The organism is Streptomyces sp. NPDC007905 (assembly GCF_042959345.1).
GTDB lineage: Bacteria > Actinomycetota > Actinomycetes > Streptomycetales > Streptomycetaceae > Streptomyces.
The window spans coordinates 75986-96375 of sequence record NZ_JBIBKS010000018.1 but is presented as its reverse complement, the minus strand read 5'-3'; the positions used below and the strand labels follow the sequence as shown (position 1 = coordinate 96375).

The following is a 20390-nucleotide window of genomic DNA, read 5'->3' as shown; positions in this document are numbered from 1 at the left end:
CTTCCTTTGCTCGTCTTGTACGGGAGGGTGTGCGGGTACGGCTCAGAGGTGGGCGTAGACGTCGTCCAGGGAGATCCCGCGGGCGACCATCATCACCTGGACGTGGTAGAGCAGCTGCGAGATCTCCTCGGCGGCCGCTTCCTTGCCCTCGTACTCGGCGGCCATCCAGACCTCGGCGGCCTCCTCGACGACCTTCTTGCCGATGGCATGGACGCCCTTGCCGACCAGCTCGGCGGTGCGGGAGGTGGCGGGATCGCCGTTGGCGGCCTTCTGCTGGAGCTCGACGAAGAGCTCCTCGAACGTCTTCTTGGACATGGTGAGCCCCACCCTACGCGGTGTGCGGAACTCCTCAGTGCCAGGGTTCGGATACTGAGCGGAGTGTGGCCGCGGTCGCGACGGCGGCGGTCACCGCCTCGTGTCCCTTGTCCTCGTGGGAGCCCTCGATGCCGGCCCGGTCCAGGGCCTGCTCCTCGGTGTCACAGGTGAGCACGCCGAAGCCCACGGGGACGCCGGTCTCGACGGACACCTGGGTGAGGCCCTGGGTGACGCCCTGGCACACGTAGTCGAAGTGCGGCGTGCCGCCCCTGATGACGACGCCGAGGGCGACCACGGCGTCGTAGCCGCGGCCCGCGAGGACCTTGGCGGCGACCGGCAGCTCGAAGCTGCCGGGGACCCGGATCAGGGTCGGCTCGTCGATCCCCAGTTCGTGCAGGGCGCGCAGAGCGCCGTTCACCAGACCGTCCATCACCTTCTCGTGCCACTGCGCCGCGATAACGGCGACCCTGAGGTCGCTCACGTTGCGTACGGACAGCTCCGGTGCACCCTTGCCGCTCACGTCTCTCCTAAGTGCTTTCGCTTACTGGTCGCCACAGGTGGCCGCGGACACGGCCACAGAACCTGCCGCGGGCGCGGCCACAGAGCCTGCCGCAGATGCGGCCGCGGAGGCTTCCGCGGACACGGCCACAGAGGCTGCCGCGGACACGGCCGCGGAGGCTGCCGCGGCCGGCGTGTCCAGCCAGGGCAGGTCGTGCCCCATCCGGTCCCGCTTGGTGCGCAGATACCGGAGGTTGTGCTCGCCGGCCTCGATCGGCATGGGTTCGCGGCCGGTGACCTTCAGGCCGTGGCGCAGCAGCGCGTCGGTCTTGTCGGGGTTGTTGGTCATCAGGCGGACGCTGCGGACCCCGAGGTCCACGAGGATCTGCGCGCCGGCGCCGTAGTCGCGGGCGTCGGCGGGCAGGCCCAGTTCCAGGTTGGCGTCGAGGGTGTCATGACCCTGCTCCTGAAGCTCGTACGCCCGCAGCTTGGACAGCAGGCCGATGCCGCGTCCCTCGTGTCCGCGCAGGTAGACGACGATGCCGCGGCCCTCCTCCTGGATGCGGGCGAGGGCGGTGTCCAGCTGGGGGCCGCAGTCGCAGCGCAGGGAGGCGAAGACGTCGCCGGTGAGGCATTCGGAGTGCACGCGGACCAGGACGTCCTCGCCGTCGCCGACCTCGCCGTGGACCAGGGCGACGTGCTCGACGCCGTCGAGGGTGGAGCGGTAGCCGTAGGCGGTGAACGTGCCGTGCACGGTGGGCAGGCGGGTCTCGGCCTCGCGGCGGACGGTGGGCTCGCTGTTGCGGCGGTAGGTGATCAGGTCCTCGATGGAGATGATCGTCAGGCCGTGCTTGCGGGCGAACGGGATCAGCTCGGGCAACCGCAGCATGCGGCCGTCCTCACCGGCGATCTCCACGATGGCACCGGCCGGCCGCAGGCCGGCGAGCCGGGCGAGGTCGACTGCGGCCTCGGTGTGGCCGTTGCGGACCAGGACGCCACCGGGCCTGGCGCGCAGCGGGAAGATGTGGCCGGGGCGGACCAGGTCGGTGGGCTCGGCCGTGCCGCTCGCCAGCAGCTGGAGCGTGGTGGCGCGGTCGGAGGCCGAGATGCCGGTGCTCACACCGTGAGCGGCGCAGGCGTCCACGGAGACGGTGAACGCGGTCTTCATCGACTCGGTGTTGTCCTCGACCATCTGCGGCAGGCGCAGCCGGTCGAGTTCCTCGCCCTCCATGGGGGCGCAGATCAGCCCGCGGCACTCGCTCATCATGAACGCGACGATCTCGGGCGTCGCCTTCTCGGCGGCGATGACGAGGTCGCCCTCGTTCTCCCGGTCCTCGTCGTCCACGACCACCACCGGGCGGCCGGCGGCGATGTCGGCGATGGCCTGCTCGACGGGGTCGAGCCGGAAGTCCTCGATGGGGTCGGTGCCGTAGAGCAGGGATGCCGAGGTCATGCCGGCGCTCCTTCCAGGACGGGCTGCGGGCCCTTGCGTGAGCGCAGCCACCAGTCGCGCATGCCCCACAGGACGAGTGCGCCGTAGATGACGTAGACGAAACCGGAGAAGGCGTAGCCGTTGGCGAAGTTGAGGGGGACGCCGACGAGGTCGACGAGGAGCCAGGCGAACCAGAACTCGACCATGCCCTTGGCCTGGGCGTACATGGCGACGATGGTGCCGACGAAGATGTAGGCGTCGGGCCAGGGGTCCCAGGAGAGCTCGGGGTAGGCCGTGAACAGCAGGGCGACCGCGACGGTGCCCACCGCGGCGGCGGCGACCATGGCCGCGCGCTCGCGCCGGCTGGCGAACCGGGGGACGATGTGGCCGTCCCCGGACTGGCCCTTGTTGCGCTGCCACTGCCACCAGCCGTACAGCGCGACGGCCATGACGACGGCCTGCTTGCCGGCGCTGCCGGTCAGGTGGCCGTAGAAGGCCGCGAAGAGGACCAGGCCGGACAGGAACTGCACGGGCCAGGTCAGCAGGGAGCGGCGCCAGCCGAGGGCGAGGGTGATCAGGCCGAGGATGTTGCCGACCATGTCCGACCAGATGATGTGCTGGCCGAAGACGGTGAAGGCCTCGGAGTTCAGCCCGTTCACTTGCCGGCCCCCTGCGCACGGTCGCCGAGGAGCCGCTCGACGTACTTGGCGATGACGTCGACCTCGAGGTTGACCGGGTCGCCGGGCTGCTTGTGGCCGAGCGTGGTCAGGGCGAGGGTGGTCGGGATGAGGCTGACGGTGAAGTAGTCGGGGCCGGCGTCCACCACGGTGAGGCTGATGCCGTCGACGGTGATGGAACCCTTCTCCACGACGTAACGGGCGAGGTCCGCGGGGAGCGAGACCTTCACGATCTCCCAGTTCTCGGAGGGCTTGCGCTCCAGCACCTGCCCGGTGCCGTCGACGTGGCCCTGCACGATGTGCCCGCCGAGGCGCGCGCCCACGGCGGTGGGCCGCTCGAGGTTGACGCGGGAGCCGACGGTGAGCGCGCCCAGACTGGAGCGGTTCAGCGTCTCGGCCATGACGTCGGCGGTGAACTCGTCGCCCTCGTGGTCGACGACGGTGAGACAGACCCCGTTCACGGCGATGGAGTCGCCGTGCTGCGCGCCCTCGGTCACGACGGGGCCGCGGAGCCGGAAGCGGGAGGCGTCGCCGAGGTTCTCGACGGCGGTGACCTCACCCAGCTCTTCGACGATTCCGGTGAACACTTCCCGGGTCCTCCTGCCTCATTCGGGCACGGACTCCGGGGCTGTCGATGACGACAGAATCTACGGGTGGACACACCGGGGCGACGCCGAATGGGACCCGTCCGGGTACGGACGAGCCCAGATACGGCGGCGCGCACGGATACGTGCTCGCCCGCCGCGCACTGCCTCCCATCCGGACTTTAACCGTCGGTCCAGGAATTTCACCTGGTCAACCGGCCGCTGGAAGCGACCGGGTCGCGGACTGTAACCGCCGGTTCGGACTTTCACCGACCCCGGAGTGCGCTGCTTCTGGTACAGGGCCAGTCTGCCACGCCCGGTACTGGTCCATGCGGGTGAATGATGTGGGTTGGCTCACAGACCGCTCCCTTGGACTTACCCTGACGGTCGATTAGTCCGGACCATTGACCCCACTGGTCTAGTCCTCTTAGGGTGCGGGCGGGCCCGGTGGCGGTGACGACGGCCCTTGCCCGCCGCCGGGCCGCCATGGCGTGCGTCCCGACGGCGGTGGCGGACGCCCCGAAATCGGTCACCGGGGCATGTCACATTTCCGGGGGCTGAGCGGTCTCACCTGGTGAGGGCACTCCGACCGGGGGCGCCCCGGTGTCCGGAGGGGACGGAAAACAGCATGACCACGATCCTGGTGACCGGCGGAACCGGCACGCTCGGGCGGCTCGTCACCGAGCGGCTGCGGGCGGACGGGCACGAGGTGCGCGTGCTCAGCCGGCACGCCCGGCCGCACGCCGTCGACCTGCGCGAGGGCGGAGCCGGCCTGGACGCGGCCCTCGCGGGCGTGGCGACGGTCGTGCACTGCGCGAGCAGTCCGCGGGGCGGGGACGAGCGGGCGGCGGAGCACCTGATCGCGGCGGCGCGGCGGGCCGGGGTGGGCCACCTGGTGTACATCTCCATCGTCGGCGTCGACCGGGTGCCGCTCGGCTACTACCAGTCCAAGCTCGCGGTGGAGCGGCGGATCGAGGAGTCGGGGCTCGGCTGGACCGTGCTGCGTGCCACGCAGTTCCACGACCTGCTGGTGACGTTGTTCCAGGGGCTGTCCAAGCCGCCCGTCGTGCCGGTGCCGGCAGGGGTGCCGGACCAGCCCGTGGAGGTGGCCGAAGTGGCGGACCGGCTGGCCGAGTTGGCCGTCGCGGCACCGGCCGGGCGGGTGCCGGACATGGGCGGCCCGGAGGTACGGTCCTTCGACTCGCTGGCCCGCGCCTATCTCCGGGCGACCGGTCGGCGCCGGGCCGTGGCGAACGTACCCCTGTTCGGCAGGACCTACCGCGCCTTCCGCGCGGGCGGCCACCTGGCACCGGAGCAGGCGGTGGGCAAGGGCACGTTCGAGGAGTACCTGGCGCGGCGGTTCGGGCACTGACCGGTGCGCCGGCGACCGCGGGCCAACGACGCCCAGCACCCGGAAACTGCCGCAGCAACCAGGCCACCGGCACCGTCGGACCAACGGCGGGCGAGGGGACGGGCAGGGCGTCGCGGGGCGGACGGGAGCCCGACGACGGGACCTGGGGCCTGTGGCGGAAATCCCGTCGCCCGCCCGGTGGGCGGGCCCCGCGGCCTCCGTGCGTGCTCTCGGCGTGCCGGGTGCAAGCCCTCGTACTGGGCGTCCTTGGACGTGTGCCCGGTGCGGCGCGTGGGGGTACCCCACGCCCTGGCAGTGGGGAGGCGTGCCGGGCGTCGCGGGGCAGGCGGGACTTTCGCACCAGGCCTAGCTTCCACGGAGGTTGGTGACGGACACCACGATTGAGTGATCTTGAAATGGGTGAGGGCCTTCTGGCCTGGTGTGGATTGCGACATCTGCACCGGCGACCAGAAAGGCCCTCATGCCTCACCGTAATGCACCGCTGACCGAGACCGGACGCCTGCGCCTTGCCCGCTGCGTGGTCGAGGACGGCTGGACCCTGCGCCGGGCGGCCGAACGCTTCCAGGTCTCCCCGACCACGGCCCAGCGGTGGGCCGACCGCTACCGTCGGCTCGGCGAGGCAGGCATGGCCAACCACCCGCCAGCCGCGTCCCCAACCTCTCAGGGCAATACACCTAGCGCTCAGCCGGTGCGAACAGTTCCTCCTGGGCCCGGTCCCTGGCCGTCAGCAGGGCTCCGCGCAGCACCGCGGCGCCGCCGAGGCTGCCGGCCCGTACCTCGGTGGGCAGCGGTGACATCCGGCGGAGCCGCTCCTGGACCCGGGCGGCGAGCACCGCTCCCCCGGCCTGCCCGACCTCTCCGCCCAGGACCACGCAGCCGGGGTCGAGGATGGAGACCACGCAGGCGGCACCGACGGCGATCCGGTCGGCGAGGGCGTCGAGGAAGCGGTCCGCGGGATCGGTCACCCTGGCGGGCCCGGCTCCCGGGCCGGGCACCCCCGTCAGCCGCGCCACCGCCCCCCGCACCACCCGCGCGGCACCCGGCCCGTCCGTCGTCCCCTCCACCGGCAGGCCGAACTCCCGCGCGAGTGCTCCGATCGCGGCCGCCCCGGTCAGGGAGTGGAAGCCTCCGTCGCAGTCCGTCGCCGAGGGCAGCGAGGTGGTCCCCGGGACCGGCAGGAAGCCGATCTCGCCCGTGCCGCCGGAGGCTCCGCGGCGGAGGGCGCCGTCCAGGACGACCGCCGCGCCGACGCCGTGGCCCAGCCAGAGCAGGACGAAGGTGTCCCGGTCGTGGGCGGCGCCCTCGCGCTGCTCGGCCAGGGCGGCCAGGTTGGTCTCGTTCTCCACCGTCACGCGGGCCTCGGGCAGCCGGTCCTGCAGGGCCGCGGCCAGGCGGCGGTGCCATGCGGGCAGTCCGCCGGAGTCGCGGAGGTCACCGGTGGCGGGGTCGATGAGGCCGGGCGCTCCGATGCCGACGGTGTGCAGCCGGTCGGCGCCGGCCTCCTTCGCGGTCCGCTCCACCGCCGTCACCACCCGCCCCACGGCGGGCCCGGTCCCGGTGTCGCCGCCGATCGGCACGGACACCTCGGCCAGCACCCGCCCGACGAGATCGGATACGAGCACGAACACGCCCTCGGTTCGGACGTCGAGCGCGGCCAGCTGAGCGCGGTCGGCGACGATGCCGTACAGCCGGGCGTTCGGGCCCCGGCGCTGCTCGCCGGACTCCCCGACCACCGTGATCAGACCGGAGGCGGTGAGCCGTTCGACGAGGTCGGCGACCGTCGGCCGGGACAGGCCGGTCAGCCGCTTCAACTGACCCGCCGTCAGCGGGCCTTCCTGCTGCAACAGCCGCAGCGCGAGCCGGTCGTTGATGGCCCGGGCGGTGCTCGGTGATGCGGGCATGACGGGAATCCTCCCAGACGCGGGCCGCCGCGCTGCGCCCTATCTATCAGGCAGGGTCCCTGATAGTTTACGGCGGTGCAGCGGGGGCACAGTGGTCGCTCCCGGGGAGGGTGGGGACCATGGGTGACGTGGCCTGCGCGCGCGAGGACGTCAGGCGCGCCCGGTACGCCGTGGCGGCCGTGTTCGCCGTGCACGGCGCGGTGACCGGCTCCTTCGCGACCCGCGTGCCGTGGATCCAGGACCATGCGTCGCTGAGCGCGGGGCAACTCGGGTTCGCCCTGGCGTTCACGGCGTTCGGCGCCTCGTGCGCGATGCCGCTGGCGGGCCGGATCAGTCACCGTTTCGGCAGCCGTACGGCCCTGCGGGGGCTGATCGCGCTGTGGACGGTGTCTCTGCCCCTGGCGTCCCTCGCGCCGAACCTGTACACGCTGTGCCTGGCGATGTTCACCTACGGCGCGACCTCCGGCATGGCCGACGTCGCGATGAACGCGCTGGGTGTCGAGATCGAGCGGCGGCTCGGGAAGTCGATCATGTCCGGGCTGCACGGCATGTGGAGTGCGGGCGCGCTCACCGGCTCGGCCGCGGGCACGCTCGCCGCCCACCTCGGTTCGGACGCGCGCGCGCACCACGCGCTCGCCGCCGCGACCCTCACGCTGCTCGGCGTACTGGCCTGCTCCTGGGTGCCGGACGTGCAGCCCGCGGACGACGAGGAGCCGCCGCCGCGGTTCGCACTGCCGCCCCGCTCGGCGCTGCTGATCGGCGCGGTCGGCTTCTGCGCGGTGTTCGCGGAGGGGGCGAGCCTGGACTGGTCGGCGGTGTTCCTGCGGGACCGGCTGGGCAGCTCGGCCGCTCTGGCGGCGGCCTCCACGACCGGCTTCATGCTGACCATGGCGGTGGCCCGGATCGCCGGGGACGCGGTGGTGAACCGGTTCGGCGCGGTCCGCACCGTCCGGGCCGGCGGTGTCCTGGCCGGGGTGGGCGGCCTGCTGATCGTCGTCGCGGGGCACCCGGCGGTGGCGATGGCCGGGTTCGCGCTGATGGGGCTCGGGATCGCCGTGGTGGTACCGCTGTGCTTCGCGGCGGCCGGACACGCCGGCCCCAACCCCAGCCAGGCCATCGCGGGCGTGGCGACCATCACCTACACGTCGGGCCTGATCGCGCCCAGCCTGATCGGCGGCGTGGCGCAGGCGACCAGCCTGATGGTCTCGTTCTGCGTGGTGACCGTGCTGGCCTGCGGCCTGGCGGTGTTCGCAGGGGTGCTGCGCACCGCCGAGCGCGGCGGCCGGACCGAGGTCAGTCCGCAGGCCGCAGCAGTTCCCGGCCCACGGCCCTGAAGGCGTCGCTCCAGGGGGCGGGACGCAGCGTGGTCGCGTCCAGCCGGACCAGGACCCGGGTGCCGTGGGCGTAGGTCGTCGTCCCGTCGGCCGAGCAGAAGCGGAAGCCGTAGGTCAGCCCGGTGGTGCCGAGCCGCTCCAGCCACAGGTGGACGGCGTAGGTGCCCGGGCGGGTCACCGGCGCCTCGTAGCCGATGCGCAGTTCGCGGACCGCGTTGCAGGCGTCGCCCGCGGCCACCCAGTCGCCGTCGAAGCGGACGCCGTGCTCGTTCCACAGCTCGGTCCAGGCCCGCTCCACCATCAGCGGGTAGCGGGCGTTGTGGAGCAGCCCGAGCGCGTCCAGGTCGTCGAAGTGAACGGTGACGGGGATCAGCCGGCCGTAGGAGACGGCGGGGGCGGTCGGGGCTTCGGCGGTCACGGAAGGGGCTCCTGAACGATGGGTGCGGGGCGGTGGGGACACCCCATACTAAGCGACCGCTCAGGAGCCCGGCCGGGAAGGCCCCTGGTCAGGCCGGTCAGCCCGCTATCGAGTCCAGCTGTTCGGCCGCGGGCCGCAGCGCCCACAGGTCGCCACCGGCAGGCGCCTGGAGCTCGGGCAGGGCCGCCTTGGCCGCCGCGTCACCGGCGTCCGCCGCCGCGTGAACGACGTCGCTCGCGGCATAGCGGTGGAACTCCAGCTCGGGGTGCGGCCACGTGGCGGCGCCGGTCGCGGCCGGCAGCAGATAGTCGACCGCCTTGAACAGGCTCTGTCCGTCTGGTCCTCGATAGGCCCAGAGGTCCACCCCGACGTGCCTGCCGATGACCGCGAGCCGGGTGTAGGCGACCAGGTCGAAGGTCGAGTAGTGCCAGCTGCGGGTGCGGGCGAGTTCCTGCGGCTGGCTGCCGTCGGCGGCGATCTGCGGGGCGATCCGCCTGCCACGCGCATCGAGCACGGTCCGCCGGGCCAGGGCCGTGTCACCGGTGACGTCGGCGAGAGCGGCGAGCTGCATGTCGTAGAAGGTGCCGTGGTTGTTGGCGGCCGCTCCCTCCTGCTCGCCGAAGTCGCTGCTCTTCAGCCAGCCGAGGAAGTCGGCGTTCCACTTGTCCATCGCGCCCCGGTCCTTCGCACTCCAGCCGGGGGCGCCGGTGTCGAGGATCGCCTGGGCGTCGAGCACGCTCGTGTACGACTGCGAGAAGTCGATGATGCCGATGGCCCGGCCGTCGTACTTGCACGGGATGAACTGGGCGTGGTCCAGGTCGGGGTTCATCCGGGTGGCCGGGTCGAGGAACCAGGTGCGCAGGATCTGTCCGGCCTTCTCGGCGTAGCTCCGCCTGCCGGTGTAGTACCAGGCGAGCGAGAGGTCGTACGTGGAATCGAAGACCTTCTCGGCGTCCTGCCGGTCCGTGCCGCTGTCGACCTCGGGATTGCGCTGCCCGTCGCGCTGGACGTAGGGGCAGCCCCAGGGGTTGCCGGCCGTGGGCGTCGTGGTGGGCCACCAGTAGGGGGCCTGGCTCAGGTAGTCGTGGACGTCGCCGCCGGGGGCCGGCTTCGGCTTGTCGACGACCGTCCAGGGGCCCTGGTCCAGCCAGGCGTCCGCCCGGGTGGTCAAGTCCCGCAGCTCGCGCCGGAGCCGGGGGTCGTGGCCCAGGCGGACCCGGGTCTCCTGGAGGCGGGAGCCGTCGAGGACGGCCGTCCGCGGCGCGTTGGGCGCGGCATGGGCGGAGGGGACGAGCACGGCGGAGAAGCTCACCACCGCGGCCAGCAGCGCGGCCGCACGGGATCTTCCACTCATCGGGCACTCCGATCATCATCAGTCAGATATATGAACGCCATTCATGAGTAGGACCGTGCGAGCGTAGAGCGGCCAGGTAGCCGCGACAATGGTGCGGACCGTCTTCACGTAACAGAAAGCGAAACCCCACCATGGACCTCGGCGTGCGCTGGAAGCTGCACGGTGACGGGCGCACGCCCGCGCCCGGAGCGGTGGTACGCCCCGACGAACGGCTCTCCTGGCCGCGCACGGTGGGCCTTGGCGCCCAGCACGTGGTGGCGATGTTCGGGGCCTCCTTCGTGGCCCCCGTGCTCATGGGCCTGGACCCCAACCTGGCGATCATGATGTCGGGCGTGGCGACCGTGATCTTCCTGCTCGCCACCCGCGGCCGGGTGCCGAGCTACCTGGGCTGCTCCCTGTCGTTCGTGGGCGTGGCCGCCGTCATCCGCGCCCAGGGCGGCACGAGCGCCACGGTGACCGGCGCCGTACTGGTGGTCGGTGCCGTGCTCTTCCTGGTGGGGCTGGTGGTGCAGCGCTTCGGGGCGCGGATCATCCATGCCGCCATGCCGCCGATCGTCACCGGCGCGGTGGTCATGCTGATCGGCTTCAACCTGGCCCCGGTGACCGCCTCCACCTACTGGCCGCAGGACCAGTGGACGGCCCTGCTGGTCATGCTCCTCACCGGCCTGGCGGTCGTCTGCCTGAGGGGTTTCTGGTCCCGGATCGCGATCTTCCTGGGCCTGCTCTTCGGGTACGGCATCTCCTGGGCCTTCGACCGGATCTTCGGCAGGATCCACTCGGTGGACGCGAGCGGCAAGCTCACCGACCACTGGCGCCTGGACCTCTCCGGCGTCTCCAAGGCCGACTGGATCGGGCTGCCCTCCTTCCACGGGCCGTCCTTCCAGTGGTCGGCGATCCTGGTCGCGCTACCGGTCGTCATCGCACTGGTCGCGGAGAACGCGGGCCACGTCAAGGCGGTGGGCGAGATGACCGGCACGCGACTGGACGACCGACTCGGTACGGCGATCTCGGCCGACGGCGTCGCCTCCGTGCTCTCCACCGCGGTCGGCGGTCCGCCCAACACCACGTACTCCGAGAACATCGGCGTGATGGCCGCGACCCGTGTCTACTCGACGGCGGCCTACTGGGCCGCCGCCGGCTTCGCGCTGCTCTTCGGTATCTGCCCGAAGTTCGGGGCGGTCGTGGCCGCGGTCCCGGGCGGTGTCCTCGGCGGCATCACCGTCATCCTGTACGGCATGATCGGCCTGCTCGGCGCGCAGATCTGGATCAGCGCCGAGGTGGACCTGCGCAACCCGCTGAACCTGGTCCCGGCGGCCGCGGGCATCATCATCGGCGTCGGCAACGTCTCCATGAAGTTCAGCGAGCACTTCACCCTGAGCGGCATCGCGCTCGGCACCCTGGTCGTCATCACCGGCTACCACGTCCTGGGCGCCTTCGCGCCCGCCCACCTCAAGCCGCAGGAGCCCCTGCTGGACGAGGGCACGTCCACCTACGACGAGGAGGACGGTCAGCGCGCCAAGTCGTAGGCGTACGACGGTGTGAAGGTCCCGGCCGCGCCCTCGCAGCCGTCGGACTCCCCCGGCGGCTTCACCCACAGGTACGCGTCGATCCGTGGCTCGCCCGTGTTCAGGGTCGGCGCCCGGCCGATCCGCCGGCCGGCCGGGTCGCACCACTGGCCGTCGGGCGAGGCGCCGTTGCCGTTGCGGCTGGTGTCGATGACCGCGCCGAGGGACGCGGGGCCGTCGAGCGCGTCGAGGACCTGCCGGTCGTAGGCGATCTCGTCGGCCGTGGTGCGGAAGTTGGAGACGTTGCTGAAGATGCCGTCGGAGGCGGCCGCCCCCGCCCGGCGCAGCAGCGCGGCCTGCTCGACGGCCGGGTTCCAGCCGGAGTGCCCCGCGTCGTAGTAGACCCGTGCGCGTGGGTCCGCCGCCTTCAGGACCTGGCCCGCGCGGGCCAGCGAGGCGAGACGTGCGGCACGGTCGGCGTCCGTGAGGCAGCCGGACTGGGCGATCGAGTCCGGCTCCAGGATCACGATCACCTCACCGGAGCCCAGCCCCCGGGCGAAGGCGTCGATCCAGGCGTCGTAGGCCGCGAGGTCCGGCGCTCCGCCCCGGGAGGCGCCGCCGCAGTCGCGGTCGGGGATGGCGTACGGCACGAGTACCGGGACGCGGCCCTGCGCCGCCGCGCCCGCGGTGACCGCGCGGACCCGGGCGGCGACGGTGTCCGGACCGGGATCGGTGAACCACACCGCGGACGGCCGGCCGGCGATCCGGGACGCGATCAGGGCGGTGCGCGGGTCGTCGGGGTGGGCGCGGACCCAGTCCAGCGCCTGGGAGTCGGGGTGGCGGTAGAGACGGGGTGACACGGTGGCGGTCCGATGCGGCCTCCCGGTACGGGTCGGGGAGGCGGTGGGGGGCCGCTGGGCCGGCGTGGGCGAGGGGGCGGGCACCGTCCTCGTCCGGGACGGCCACGGCGACGGAACGGCGGGCGGGGGCGCGAGGCTCGGTGTGGAGGTCACCTCGGGCCGGGCCTGGCCGGATTCCCTGCCCACGTCGAGCGCGGAGATCATTCCGGTCACGGTGCCGACCACGGTGACCACCGAGGCCGCCACGACCATCGCCCCGCGCCGGACGGCACGCCTGCGCACGGCCCGGCGCTCGGCCAGGCGCCGGACCCGTAAGCCTGACACCGTACTGGTCCCCCCCCCTCTTGCCCACCGACCGGCGTTACCCCGTTCCGGCGAAGCACCGGGCCGGTCGGCACGCGGGTCGCCCCAGGGCTGGGACCCTTCCCCCATGGCGCAGTTGGAACACCTCACCACGCCCGTCGACGCCGTGCTCGCCCGGATGCGCGCCCTCGACGCGGAGCTGCCCGAAGGGGACGGGGTCGCCGTGTTCAACCGCGTCTACCTCGCCGTCACCGAGGAGGTCGATCGGCGCCTGGACGCCGGAGGGTTCCCGGACCCACGGGCGGCGACCGCGCTGGACGTGCGGTTCGCGGAGCGGTATCTGACGGCGGTCGACGCGGTGGACCGGGGCCGTCGTCCGCCCGCCTGCTGGCGACCCCTGTTCCAGTTCCGCCGCCATCCCGGCGTACGGCCGCTGCAGTTCGCCCTCGCCGGCATCAACGCGCACATCGGGCACGACCTGGCGCTGGCCGTGGTGGACACCTGTCGTACGCTCGGCTGCGAACCGGCCGACCTGGAGGACGAGTTCGACCGCGTGGGTGATCTCCTCGCCTCGCTGGAGGAGCGGATCCGCGAGGATCTGATGCCGGGCCCCGACCTGCTGCAGGTCGCCGACCCGATGACCCATCTGCTGGGCTCCTGGAGCCTGGAGCGGGCGCGGGACGCGACCTGGACGGCGGCCCGGGCCCTGTGGACGCTGCGCCACTGCGAGAACGTCGTCGAGGAGTTCACCGAGCGCCTGGACGCGGCGGTCGGCTTCGCGGGCCGCATGATGCTCACGCCGCTGCCCCACTGAACCGGCCCGATCGGGCCAACGTCCGCCCGGCCTGCTGGAACTCGGCCGCGATCTCGGTACGTTGACTGACAACCGATCGCGAAGGAGCACACGGCATGGCGACCCGGCTCGGACTCGGCCTCCCGCAGAATCGGCAGTACGAACTCGGCAGGGACGTGCCCGAGGTGGCACGGGCGGCCGAGCAGACCGGATACGACAGCCTCTGGGTGTACGAACGGGCCCTGTTCCCGGAGCCCGCCACCCAGGGTCTGTACGGCATCCCGGGCCTGGCCTGGCCCGACTCCTACCGCGGTGTCGCCGACCCGCTGGTCACGCTCACCCTGGCGGCCGCGGCCACCGAGCGCGTCCGGCTGGGCACCAGCGTCCTGGTCGCGCCGCTGCACCTGCCCTTCCAGCTCGCCAAGTCCCTGGCCACGCTGGACGCGGCGAGCGGGGGGCGGGTGATCGCCGGCTTCGGCTCGGGCTGGTCCCACGACGAGTACGCGGCGACCGGCGTCCGTCCCTTCGAGGAGCGCGGCAAGGTGCTGGACGAGGTGATCGACGTGTGCCGGGCGGTGTGGGGACCGGACCCGGTGGTGTACGACGGCTCGATCGCGACGATCTCCTCGGCCGTGGTCGGCCCCAAGCCGGCCCGGCCGATCCCGATCCTGCTGGCCGCGAGCGGCAGGCGGGCGCAGCGCCGGCTGGTCGACCACGCCGACGGCTGGCTGCCGGTGGGCGTGGGCGTCGAGCAGATCGCCACCCAATGGGCCGAGCTGCAGGACCTGGCCGCCGAGCGGGGCCGTCAGGAGCCGATCCGGACGGTGCTGCGGGTCAACGCGGTCCACTCGGCCAAGCCGTACGAGGGCGACGACCGCCGCCCGTTCCAGGGCAGCGCCGACCAGATCGTCGAGGATCTGGCCCGGCACGCGGAGCTCGGCCTGGAGGAGATCCTGATCGACCTGCAGACGACTCCGCGGGACGCCCAGGAGTTGAAGGACGTGGCCGCGGAGGTGTTTGAGAAGGCGCGGGCGGCCGGAGTCTGAGTCCGGCCGCCCGCGCCTCGGTCCGGTCCCGGTCAGTCCTCCGGGAGTTCCACCGGCGCGATCTCGTCGTAGACGTCACCCGGGCCCGGGTTCGCCGCGTCGGTCGTGCCGCCGAAGTGGTGCATGACGCCCCAGACCGCGTTCAGCGCGGTCTGGATCGCGCCCTCGGCCCAGCCGGCCGTCCAGGAGATGTCGTCGCCGGCCAGGAAGATGCCCCGCTTGTCCTCGGGCAGCCGGTCCTGCATGAAGTGGGTGAACAGGCGTCGCTGGTAGCGGTAGTGACCCGGGAGGTTGGCCTTGAACGCGCCCATGAAGTACGGCTCGTTCTCCCAGGAGACGGTCACCGGGTTGCCGATGATGTGCTTCCTGATGTCGACCTTCGGGTAGATCTCGCCGAGGGACTTCAGCATGACCTCCATCCGCTCCTCCGCGGACAGCGGCAGCCACTTCAGGCTGTCGTCGCACCAGGTGTAGGAGAGGCAGATGACGGCGGGCTTGTCCGGGCCGTCGTCCAGCAGGTAGGTACCGCGGGTCATGCGGTCGGTGAGCGTCATCGACATGACGTCGCGCCCGGTCTGCTCGTCCTTGTCCAGCCAGAACGGCCGGTCCACGGGGACGAAGAGCTTGGAGCTCTCCATGTAGTGGGTGCGCTCGATCGCCGTCCAGTGGTCGATCGGGAACAGCGAGTCGTCGCAAGCGATCTTGGAGAGCAGCATCCAGGACTGGGCGGTGAAGATGGCCGCCTGGTACGTGCGGATGTCGCCGCCTGCGTCGGTCACCGTGATCCGGTTGCCGGCGGTGCGGTGCAGCCGGGTCACGGCCGGGCGGGGCTCGCCGTCCACGTGCAGGGACTTCAGCGAGGTGCCGTACGGCCAGTGGACGATCTTCTCCGGCTCGCGCTCCCACAGGCGCAGCGGCAGCTGCTGGGAGCCGCCGACGATGCCGCGGTGGTGGTCGTCGGCCTCGGTGTAGACGACCCGCAGGATCTCCAGGATGGAGTTCGGGAAGTCGGTGTCCCAGCCGCCGGTGCCGAAACCGACCTGGCCGAAGATCTCGCGGTGCCGGAAGGACTTGAAGGCCTCGGAGTCACAGAGGAAGCCGTAGAAGGTCTGGTTGTCCAGCTTCTCGACCAGCTTCGCCCAGATCTCGCGGATGCGCGGCACGTCCCGCTCGCGCATGGCGCGGTTCATGTCGGAGAAGTCGGCGCCCTCTTGCAGGCACTTGTTCCAGGCCGCGGCGACGTCCCGGTACACCTGGGGCAGGTCGTCGATCGTCTCGGCGTAGTGCGACTCGCCCTTGAGGTCCACGACGGTCGACGGGGTCGCCTCCGCGAGGGGGTTCGGGAAGGGACGCGTCTCCAGGCCCACCATGTCGATGTAGTGCTGCAGGGCGGTGGAGGACGGCGGGAAGCGCATCGCGCCCATTTCGGCGGTCAGCGAGTCGTCGCAGCCCTCGAAGCCGACGGTGCGCAGCCGGCCGCCGATCTGGTCGGCCTCGTAGACGACCGGCTTGAGGCCCATCTTCATCAGCTCGTAGGCGGCCACGATGCCGGACAGACCGCCGCCGATGACGGCCACCTCGGTGCCGTGCTCGGTCGCGGGTATCTGGCCGAGGCCCGCCGGGTGGGCGAGGAAGTCGTCGTAGGCGTACGGGAAGTCCGGGCCGAACATGGTGATCGGCGGCTGCTGCTCGTCGGTGTGCTCGACGGCGTTGGGCACCGTGGACGTCATGGGGTACGGACTCCTTGCGCGGGGGTGGTTCGGGGGGAAGCTCGGGGGGGTCAGACGAGGGACCCGTACAGACCGGGGCGGCGGTCCTTCAGGTACGGGTTCGCCTCACGGGAGGCGGCCAGGAAGGCCGGATCGACATCGGCGAGCACCAGTTCCTCACCGCGGCCGGCGCGGGTACGGGCGATGCCGTCGGGCCCGGCGAGGGCGGAGAGTCCGAAGAACTCGAACTCTCCCTCCGGGCCGACCCGGTTGACGTACGCGACGTACATCTGGTTCTCCCAGGCACGCACCGGCACCATGGACTCGGCGACGAACTGGAACGGGTGCATGTTCGCCGTCGGCACGACGAGCAGGTCGGTGCCGGCCAGGGCGTGGGCGCGCGCGTTCTCCGGGAACTCGACGTCGTAGCAGATCATGATGCCGACGGTCAGACCGCCCAGCCGCGCCTGGACGAGCGACTGCTCGCCCGGCGTGAAGTGATCGCGCTCGGCACTGCCGAAGAGGTGGGTCTTGCGGTAGTTCGCGAGCCGGGTGCCGTCGGCGGAGATCAGCTGGGCGGAGTTGTAGACGGTCTCGCCGTCGCGCTCCGGGTAGCCGTAGGCGAGGGCCAGACCGTGCCGGGTGGCGATCTCGGCGACGGCGTCGGCTGAGTCGCCGTCGGCGGGCTCGGCGAGGCGGGCGATGGCGTCGCCGATCGCGTACCCCGTGAGGAACATCTCCGGCGCGGCCAGCAGCACGGCACCCGCGGCGGCGGCCCGTCCCGCGGCCTCGTCGAGGACCTTGAGGTTCTCGACGATCGAGCCGGGGCGGCCGGAGCTCTGGAGCAGTGCGGTGCGCATGCGGATCCTCACCGGAAAGGGGCGTTCGGGGGGTCACTTAGAAGGTACGGTCGGCGCGCTCGGCCGGACAAGAAGGAGCCGTTGCGCGCCGGTGCGCGGTTCGTTGCGCGGCTCGAGGGTCGGACGGCGATTCGTTGCGCGCCCTCCTCAGGCCGCCCATCCGCCCTGAGACGCAGGTCACGGCAGGGTTCCCCGCCGCGGGCAGGCGGGTCGGCGGCAGGGTCCACGACCGCGGCCGGCACGACCGGCTGGGCGACCGGCGCACCCGGCGGCGCGTCAGCCGGCTGGAGCCCGCCACGCGCGCCGGAGCCAGGTCGCCGCTACAGCTTCTTCAGCCGTTCCACGATCTCCCGCAGCAGCTGCGGATCGGCTGCCGGGCCGGTGGCCTGGACGCGGCGGGGCCGGTCGATGCGGACCAGTCCGGCCTCGGCCAGGTCGCCGAGCAGGACACGGACGACGGTCAGGGGCAGGTCGGCGTCCGCGGCCAGCTCGGCCACGGGGCGTGGGCCGCGGCGGATCCGGTCGAGCAGGGACGCGCGGGCATGGTCGAGCTCCGGATGTGCCGCGCCGTCCGGCTCCACCGCGGTGACCTGGGACAACAGGTCGACGGCATGCCGGTCCGAGGGCCGGGTGCGGCCCCGGGTCACGGTGTAGGGGCGCACCATCGACCCCGTCTCGTCCTCGTACCAGTGCTCGTCGCTCACCGCGGGTTCAGGGAGTCGAGCGGGTGCCGGCGTCCAGGTGGCGGCCGAGGCGGCGGACGAGCAGGGCCATCTCGTGGGCGAGCTGTCCGACGTCGGTCCGCGCCTCGCTCAGCACGGCGAGGCGGCTGCCGTGGCCGGCCGGGGTGATGAAGAGGTAGGCGTCCTCCAGCATGACCATGGTCTGCCGCACCTCTCCCGCCTCGAACCGCTCCCCCGCCGAACGGGCCAGGCCGTGGAAACCGGAGCAGACGGCGGCCAGGTGTTCGATGTCCCGCCGGCGCATGCCCTCCGAGCTGCTCAGCGGGAGGCCGTCGGCGGTGAGCAGCACGGCCTGGCGGACGTGGTCGGTGCGGGCCACGAGGTCGTCCAGCAGCCAGCCGAGGTCCGTGCCGGGCGCGCCGGCGGGTGGGGCCGGGGTCTCGGGGGTCTGGTCGTCACCGTGCATCGTCGGTGTCCGTCCCTTCGTTTGCTTGGGCGGGCGAGTCCTGCGGGGTGCCCGTCGCCGGCAGACCTCTGCGGCCGCGATCCAGGCCCCGCTGGAAGGCGCCGAAGATCGCCCGCATCTCCTCGGGGTCGATTCCCCGGTCCGGTGCCCGGTCAGCGGGCGGCGGCTCCTCCCGCAGCTCCCGCACGAGCGAGGCCTGGCGGGTGCGGGTGGGCAGGGCGGGGGTGTCGTGCGGCTCGGGCGTGCTCCGCCCCCTCGACGGCAGCTCCGTCACCGGTGCGACGGTTTCCGAGCGCTGCCTCAGGCGCAGCACCTCGGCCCCGGCCCCCGCGGCCGCCGGTTCCACGTCGGCCAGCACCTCCTCCGGGAGCAGCACCACCGCGGTCGTACCGCCGTACGGCGAATCCCGCAGGTTCACCTCGATGCCGTGCCGGGCGGCGAGGCGGCCGACGACGTACAGGCCGAGCCGGTCGTGCCGGGTGGGGTCGAAGGCGTCGGGGTCGGTGAGGGTGCGGTGGGCCTGGGCGCGCTGCTCGGCGTCGAGGCCGAGTCCGCGGTCGTCGATCTCCAGGACGAAGCCGTTGCCGACCCGCCCCGGGCGCAGCGTGACCTGGGTGTGCGGCGGCGAGAACATCGTGGCGTTCTCCAGCAGTTCGGCGAGGAGATGCGCGATGTCGGCGACCGCGTCCGCCGCGACGCCGGTCTCGGGCATCGGCGGGACCACCACGCGCGTGTAGTCCTCGATCTCGCTCACCGCCGAGGCGACGACGTCCGCGACCGGCACGGGCCTGCGCCAGCGGCGGCCGGCTGCCGCGCCGGAGAGGATGATGAGGCTCTCGGCGTGCCGGCGCATACGGGTCGTCAGGTGGTCGATGCGGAACAGCTGGCGCAGGACGTCCGGGTCGTCGGTACGCCGCTCCAGGGTGTCGACCAGCTTCAACTGCCGGTGCACCAGTGCCTGGTTGCGCCGGGCGATGTTGAGCAGCACCGCGAAGAGCCCCCGGCGCAGGGTGGCCTGCTTGACGGCGGCCTCCACGGCGGCGAGCCGGGCGGTGTTGAACGACCGGCCGACCTGCCCGATCTCGTCGTCCCTGACCCCGTCGGCGGCGAGCGGCGGCGCCTCGGCGAGCGCGTCCACCTCTTCGCCGGCGCTCAAGCGCCGCATGACGTCCGGAAGTTTCCGGGAGGCGAGCACGTCCGCCGCGTCCCGCAGGATCTCCAGGCGGCGTGAGATGCGCCGCGCGCCGCGCACCGCGAACCACAGCGACAGCGCCACCGCGGCCAGCCCGACCGCGCCGACGACGGCGGCCTTGGTCAGCTCGCGGTAGGCGAAGGCACGGCCGCGCGCGGCGGAGTTCTCGGCGGAGCGGGTGCACAGCTGCATGTAGCGCTTGACGGCCCGGTCGGTGGTGGACCGCCAGGTGTCCGCGGCGACGGCCTCCCCGGCCCGCCCGGCACCGGCCCGCAGCAGCGCGTCCTCGCCCCGCGCCAGCGAGCGGTGCAGGTCACCGCGCTGGAACTGCTCGAACAACCCGCGCGAGTCGGCGGGCAGGTCCGGCACGTACGTCCGCTCGAAGACACGCCGGTCCTCGATGGTCGCGGTCAGGGCATCGTACTGCCGGTCGGTCAGGGTCCCGGCCGCCCGCGCCCCGGCGACCAGGGCGTCCTCCCGGGACACGAACTCCCGTACCCGTACCAGCTCGACGACGACCTGTGCCTCGCGGGCGAGCTGTCCGGCCTGGAGCGCGGTGAGCGCGGACTGCACGTCGAAGCCGGGTTCGACCAGGGCGCTGTACTCGTCCACCGCCCGGTCCCAGGTGATGTCCCTGGACAACACGCGCTCGCGCAGCCCTTCCAGGTTCCCGGTGGCGGCGACCACGGCGTCCAGGGCCTGCCGCTGCCGGTCCGTGAGCCGGCCGCGGTCCCCGTCCCGGACGGCGTGCCGCATGGCGTCGACGGCCCGGTCGGTACGGCGCTGCTGTCCGAGCAGGTCGCCGGCGGCGGCCGTGTCGAGGCGGGCACCCAGATAGGCGGCGGACATCCGGCGCTCGATCTGGATCTGCCCGATCGCGGTGTCCACGGGGGTGCCGAAGTCCTCGTACACCCCCTGGAGCCTGACCAGCGCGCGCAGTTCGGCCGTGACCGACACCATGGCGAAGCTCCACAGGGCCATCAGGGCGACGGCCGGGGCGAGGGCGAGCGCCACGATCCGCGCGCGGACGGTGGTGGGACGGCCGACGGGCCAGCGCATGGGATACCTGCCGACGTTACCAGTCAGTA

General features: G+C 72.6%; 18 protein-coding genes, 2 pseudogenes and 1 riboswitch. Of the genes and pseudogenes, 6 read left to right on the top strand and 14 right to left on the bottom strand.

The genetic code is table 11. The features are described 5' to 3' along the window. Positions 1-42 precede the first annotated feature (42 nt). From ACFZDC_RS29225 to ACFZDC_RS29205, 5 genes and pseudogenes are all read right to left on the bottom strand, one after another. Complete coding sequence (locus tag ACFZDC_RS29225) at positions 43-315, bottom strand: phosphoribosyl-ATP diphosphatase (protein WP_384773652.1); 273 nt, start codon at positions 313-315, stop codon at positions 43-45. Positions 316-349: 34 nt separating this feature from the next. Further along, positions 350-835 carry a 6,7-dimethyl-8-ribityllumazine synthase gene (gene ribH, locus ACFZDC_RS29220; RefSeq protein ID WP_391328660.1) on the bottom strand — a complete coding sequence of 162 codons (486 nt, stop codon included), beginning with the start codon at positions 833-835 and terminating at the stop codon, positions 350-352. A gap of 159 nt (positions 836-994) precedes the next feature. Further along, positions 995-2266, bottom strand: a pseudogene (locus ACFZDC_RS29215) (bifunctional 3,4-dihydroxy-2-butanone-4-phosphate synthase/GTP cyclohydrolase II); the annotation flags it as partial. After that, complete coding sequence (gene pnuC, locus ACFZDC_RS29210; protein ID WP_391328657.1) at positions 2263-2904, bottom strand: nicotinamide riboside transporter PnuC; 642 nt, start codon at positions 2902-2904, stop codon at positions 2263-2265. The gene pnuC and the pseudogene ACFZDC_RS29215, both read right to left, overlap by 4 nt. Next, positions 2901-3509 carry a riboflavin synthase gene (locus tag ACFZDC_RS29205; protein ID WP_391328655.1) on the bottom strand — a complete coding sequence of 203 codons (609 nt, stop codon included), beginning with the start codon at positions 3507-3509 and terminating at the stop codon, positions 2901-2903. Before ACFZDC_RS29205 ends, pnuC begins: the two co-directional genes overlap by 4 nt. Before the next feature lie 154 nt (positions 3510-3663). Then, a riboswitch (FMN riboswitch) is annotated at positions 3664-3794 on the bottom strand. A gap of 340 nt (positions 3795-4134) precedes the next feature. Between ACFZDC_RS29205 and ACFZDC_RS29200 the strand changes: the two genes are divergently transcribed. Both ACFZDC_RS29200 and ACFZDC_RS29195 read left to right on the top strand, forming a co-directional pair. Further along, positions 4135-4878 (top strand): NAD(P)H-binding protein, encoded by a 744-nt coding sequence (locus ACFZDC_RS29200; RefSeq protein WP_391328653.1) that lies wholly within the window; start codon positions 4135-4137, stop codon positions 4876-4878. 460 nt (positions 4879-5338) lie between these two features. Beyond that, positions 5339-5536 (top strand): annotated as a pseudogene (locus ACFZDC_RS29195) (helix-turn-helix domain-containing protein); the annotation flags it as partial. A gap of 16 nt (positions 5537-5552) precedes the next feature. Here the strand turns inward: ACFZDC_RS29195 and ACFZDC_RS29190 are convergent. Continuing rightward, a complete protein-coding gene (locus ACFZDC_RS29190; RefSeq protein WP_391328651.1) occupies positions 5553-6779 on the bottom strand; it encodes an ROK family protein in 1227 nt (408 codons plus the stop codon). 119 nt (positions 6780-6898) lie between these two features. On the opposite strand from ACFZDC_RS29190, the gene ACFZDC_RS29185 reads away from it, so the two are divergent. Beyond that, positions 6899-8113 carry an MFS transporter gene (locus ACFZDC_RS29185; RefSeq protein WP_391328650.1) on the top strand — a complete coding sequence of 405 codons (1215 nt, stop codon included), beginning with the start codon at positions 6899-6901 and terminating at the stop codon, positions 8111-8113. On the opposite strand, the gene ACFZDC_RS29180 is transcribed toward ACFZDC_RS29185, so the two are convergent. Beyond that, positions 8073-8531, bottom strand: coding sequence for a thioesterase family protein (locus ACFZDC_RS29180; protein ID WP_391328648.1), 459 nt, complete (start codon positions 8529-8531; stop codon positions 8073-8075). The genes ACFZDC_RS29185 and ACFZDC_RS29180 overlap by 41 nt on opposite strands. A 97-nt stretch (positions 8532-8628) precedes the next feature. Further along, entirely contained in the window at positions 8629-9885 is a 1257-nt protein-coding gene (locus ACFZDC_RS29175) for an alginate lyase family protein (protein WP_391328646.1), read from the bottom strand. Positions 9886-10016: 131 nt separating this feature from the next. Here ACFZDC_RS29175 and ACFZDC_RS29170 point away from each other — a divergent pair, with 131 nt between their 5' ends. Then, positions 10017-11411, top strand: a complete 1395-nt coding sequence (locus ACFZDC_RS29170; RefSeq protein WP_391328644.1) for a solute carrier family 23 protein — start codon at positions 10017-10019, stop codon at positions 11409-11411. Here ACFZDC_RS29170 and ACFZDC_RS29165 read toward each other — a convergent pair. After that, entirely contained in the window at positions 11393-12502 is a 1110-nt protein-coding gene (locus ACFZDC_RS29165; protein ID WP_391328786.1) for a glycoside hydrolase family 6 protein, read from the bottom strand. The genes ACFZDC_RS29170 and ACFZDC_RS29165 overlap by 19 nt on opposite strands. Before the next feature lie 178 nt (positions 12503-12680). Between ACFZDC_RS29165 and ACFZDC_RS29160 the strand changes: the two genes are divergently transcribed. Together ACFZDC_RS29160 and ACFZDC_RS29155 are read left to right on the top strand one after the other, a co-directional pair. Continuing rightward, complete coding sequence (locus tag ACFZDC_RS29160; RefSeq protein ID WP_391328641.1) at positions 12681-13367, top strand: DUF5995 family protein; 687 nt, start codon at positions 12681-12683, stop codon at positions 13365-13367. Between the two features lie 95 nt (positions 13368-13462). Beyond that, positions 13463-14392, top strand: coding sequence for a TIGR03619 family F420-dependent LLM class oxidoreductase (locus ACFZDC_RS29155; protein ID WP_391328639.1), 930 nt, complete (start codon positions 13463-13465; stop codon positions 14390-14392). Between the two features lie 32 nt (positions 14393-14424). Here ACFZDC_RS29155 and ACFZDC_RS29150 read toward each other — a convergent pair whose 3' ends face one another. From ACFZDC_RS29150 to ACFZDC_RS29130, 5 genes are all read right to left on the bottom strand, one after another. After that, complete coding sequence (locus ACFZDC_RS29150) at positions 14425-16122, bottom strand: FAD-dependent oxidoreductase (protein WP_391328637.1); 1698 nt, start codon at positions 16120-16122, stop codon at positions 14425-14427. 50 nt (positions 16123-16172) lie between these two features. Then, the gene (locus ACFZDC_RS29145) at positions 16173-16961 is read right to left on the bottom strand and encodes a nitrilase-related carbon-nitrogen hydrolase (protein ID WP_391328635.1); all 789 of its coding nucleotides are present in this window, start codon (positions 16959-16961) and stop codon (positions 16173-16175) included. A gap of 320 nt (positions 16962-17281) precedes the next feature. Beyond that, positions 17282-17665 carry a DUF742 domain-containing protein gene (locus ACFZDC_RS29140; RefSeq protein WP_391328633.1) on the bottom strand — a complete coding sequence of 128 codons (384 nt, stop codon included), beginning with the start codon at positions 17663-17665 and terminating at the stop codon, positions 17282-17284. Between the two features lie 7 nt (positions 17666-17672). Then, a complete protein-coding gene (locus ACFZDC_RS29135; RefSeq protein ID WP_391328632.1) occupies positions 17673-18110 on the bottom strand; it encodes a roadblock/LC7 domain-containing protein in 438 nt (145 codons plus the stop codon). After that, positions 18100-20361 carry a nitrate- and nitrite sensing domain-containing protein gene (locus ACFZDC_RS29130; RefSeq protein WP_391328630.1) on the bottom strand — a complete coding sequence of 754 codons (2262 nt, stop codon included), beginning with the start codon at positions 20359-20361 and terminating at the stop codon, positions 18100-18102. Before ACFZDC_RS29130 ends, ACFZDC_RS29135 begins: the two co-directional genes overlap by 11 nt. Positions 20362-20390 lie beyond the last annotated feature (29 nt).

What these genes read in the sequence shown, in the direction of transcription:
- ACFZDC_RS29160 (WP_391328641.1), top strand. Translation starts at nt 12,681, where the DNA reads ATGGCGCAGTTGGAACACCTCACCACGCCCGTCGACGCCGTGCTCGCC.
- ACFZDC_RS29225 (WP_384773652.1), bottom strand. Translation starts at nt 315, where the DNA reads ATGTCCAAGAAGACGTTCGAGGAGCTCTTCGTCGAGCTCCAGCAGAAG.
- ACFZDC_RS29185 (WP_391328650.1), top strand. Translation starts at nt 6,899, where the DNA reads ATGGGTGACGTGGCCTGCGCGCGCGAGGACGTCAGGCGCGCCCGGTAC.
- ACFZDC_RS29200 (WP_391328653.1), top strand. Translation starts at nt 4,135, where the DNA reads ATGACCACGATCCTGGTGACCGGCGGAACCGGCACGCTCGGGCGGCTC.
- ACFZDC_RS29190 (WP_391328651.1), bottom strand. Translation starts at nt 6,779, where the DNA reads ATGCCCGCATCACCGAGCACCGCCCGGGCCATCAACGACCGGCTCGCG.
- ACFZDC_RS29175 (WP_391328646.1), bottom strand. Translation starts at nt 9,885, where the DNA reads ATGAGTGGAAGATCCCGTGCGGCCGCGCTGCTGGCCGCGGTGGTGAGC.
- ACFZDC_RS29130 (WP_391328630.1), bottom strand. Translation starts at nt 20,361, where the DNA reads ATGCGCTGGCCCGTCGGCCGTCCCACCACCGTCCGCGCGCGGATCGTG.
- ACFZDC_RS29165 (WP_391328786.1), bottom strand. Translation starts at nt 12,502, where the DNA reads ATGGTCGTGGCGGCCTCGGTGGTCACCGTGGTCGGCACCGTGACCGGA.
- ACFZDC_RS29155 (WP_391328639.1), top strand. Translation starts at nt 13,463, where the DNA reads ATGGCGACCCGGCTCGGACTCGGCCTCCCGCAGAATCGGCAGTACGAA.
- ACFZDC_RS29145 (WP_391328635.1), bottom strand. Translation starts at nt 16,961, where the DNA reads ATGCGCACCGCACTGCTCCAGAGCTCCGGCCGCCCCGGCTCGATCGTC.
- ACFZDC_RS29150 (WP_391328637.1), bottom strand. Translation starts at nt 16,122, where the DNA reads ATGACGTCCACGGTGCCCAACGCCGTCGAGCACACCGACGAGCAGCAG.
- ACFZDC_RS29170 (WP_391328644.1), top strand. Translation starts at nt 10,017, where the DNA reads ATGGACCTCGGCGTGCGCTGGAAGCTGCACGGTGACGGGCGCACGCCC.
- ACFZDC_RS29135 (WP_391328632.1), bottom strand. Translation starts at nt 18,110, where the DNA reads ATGCACGGTGACGACCAGACCCCCGAGACCCCGGCCCCACCCGCCGGC.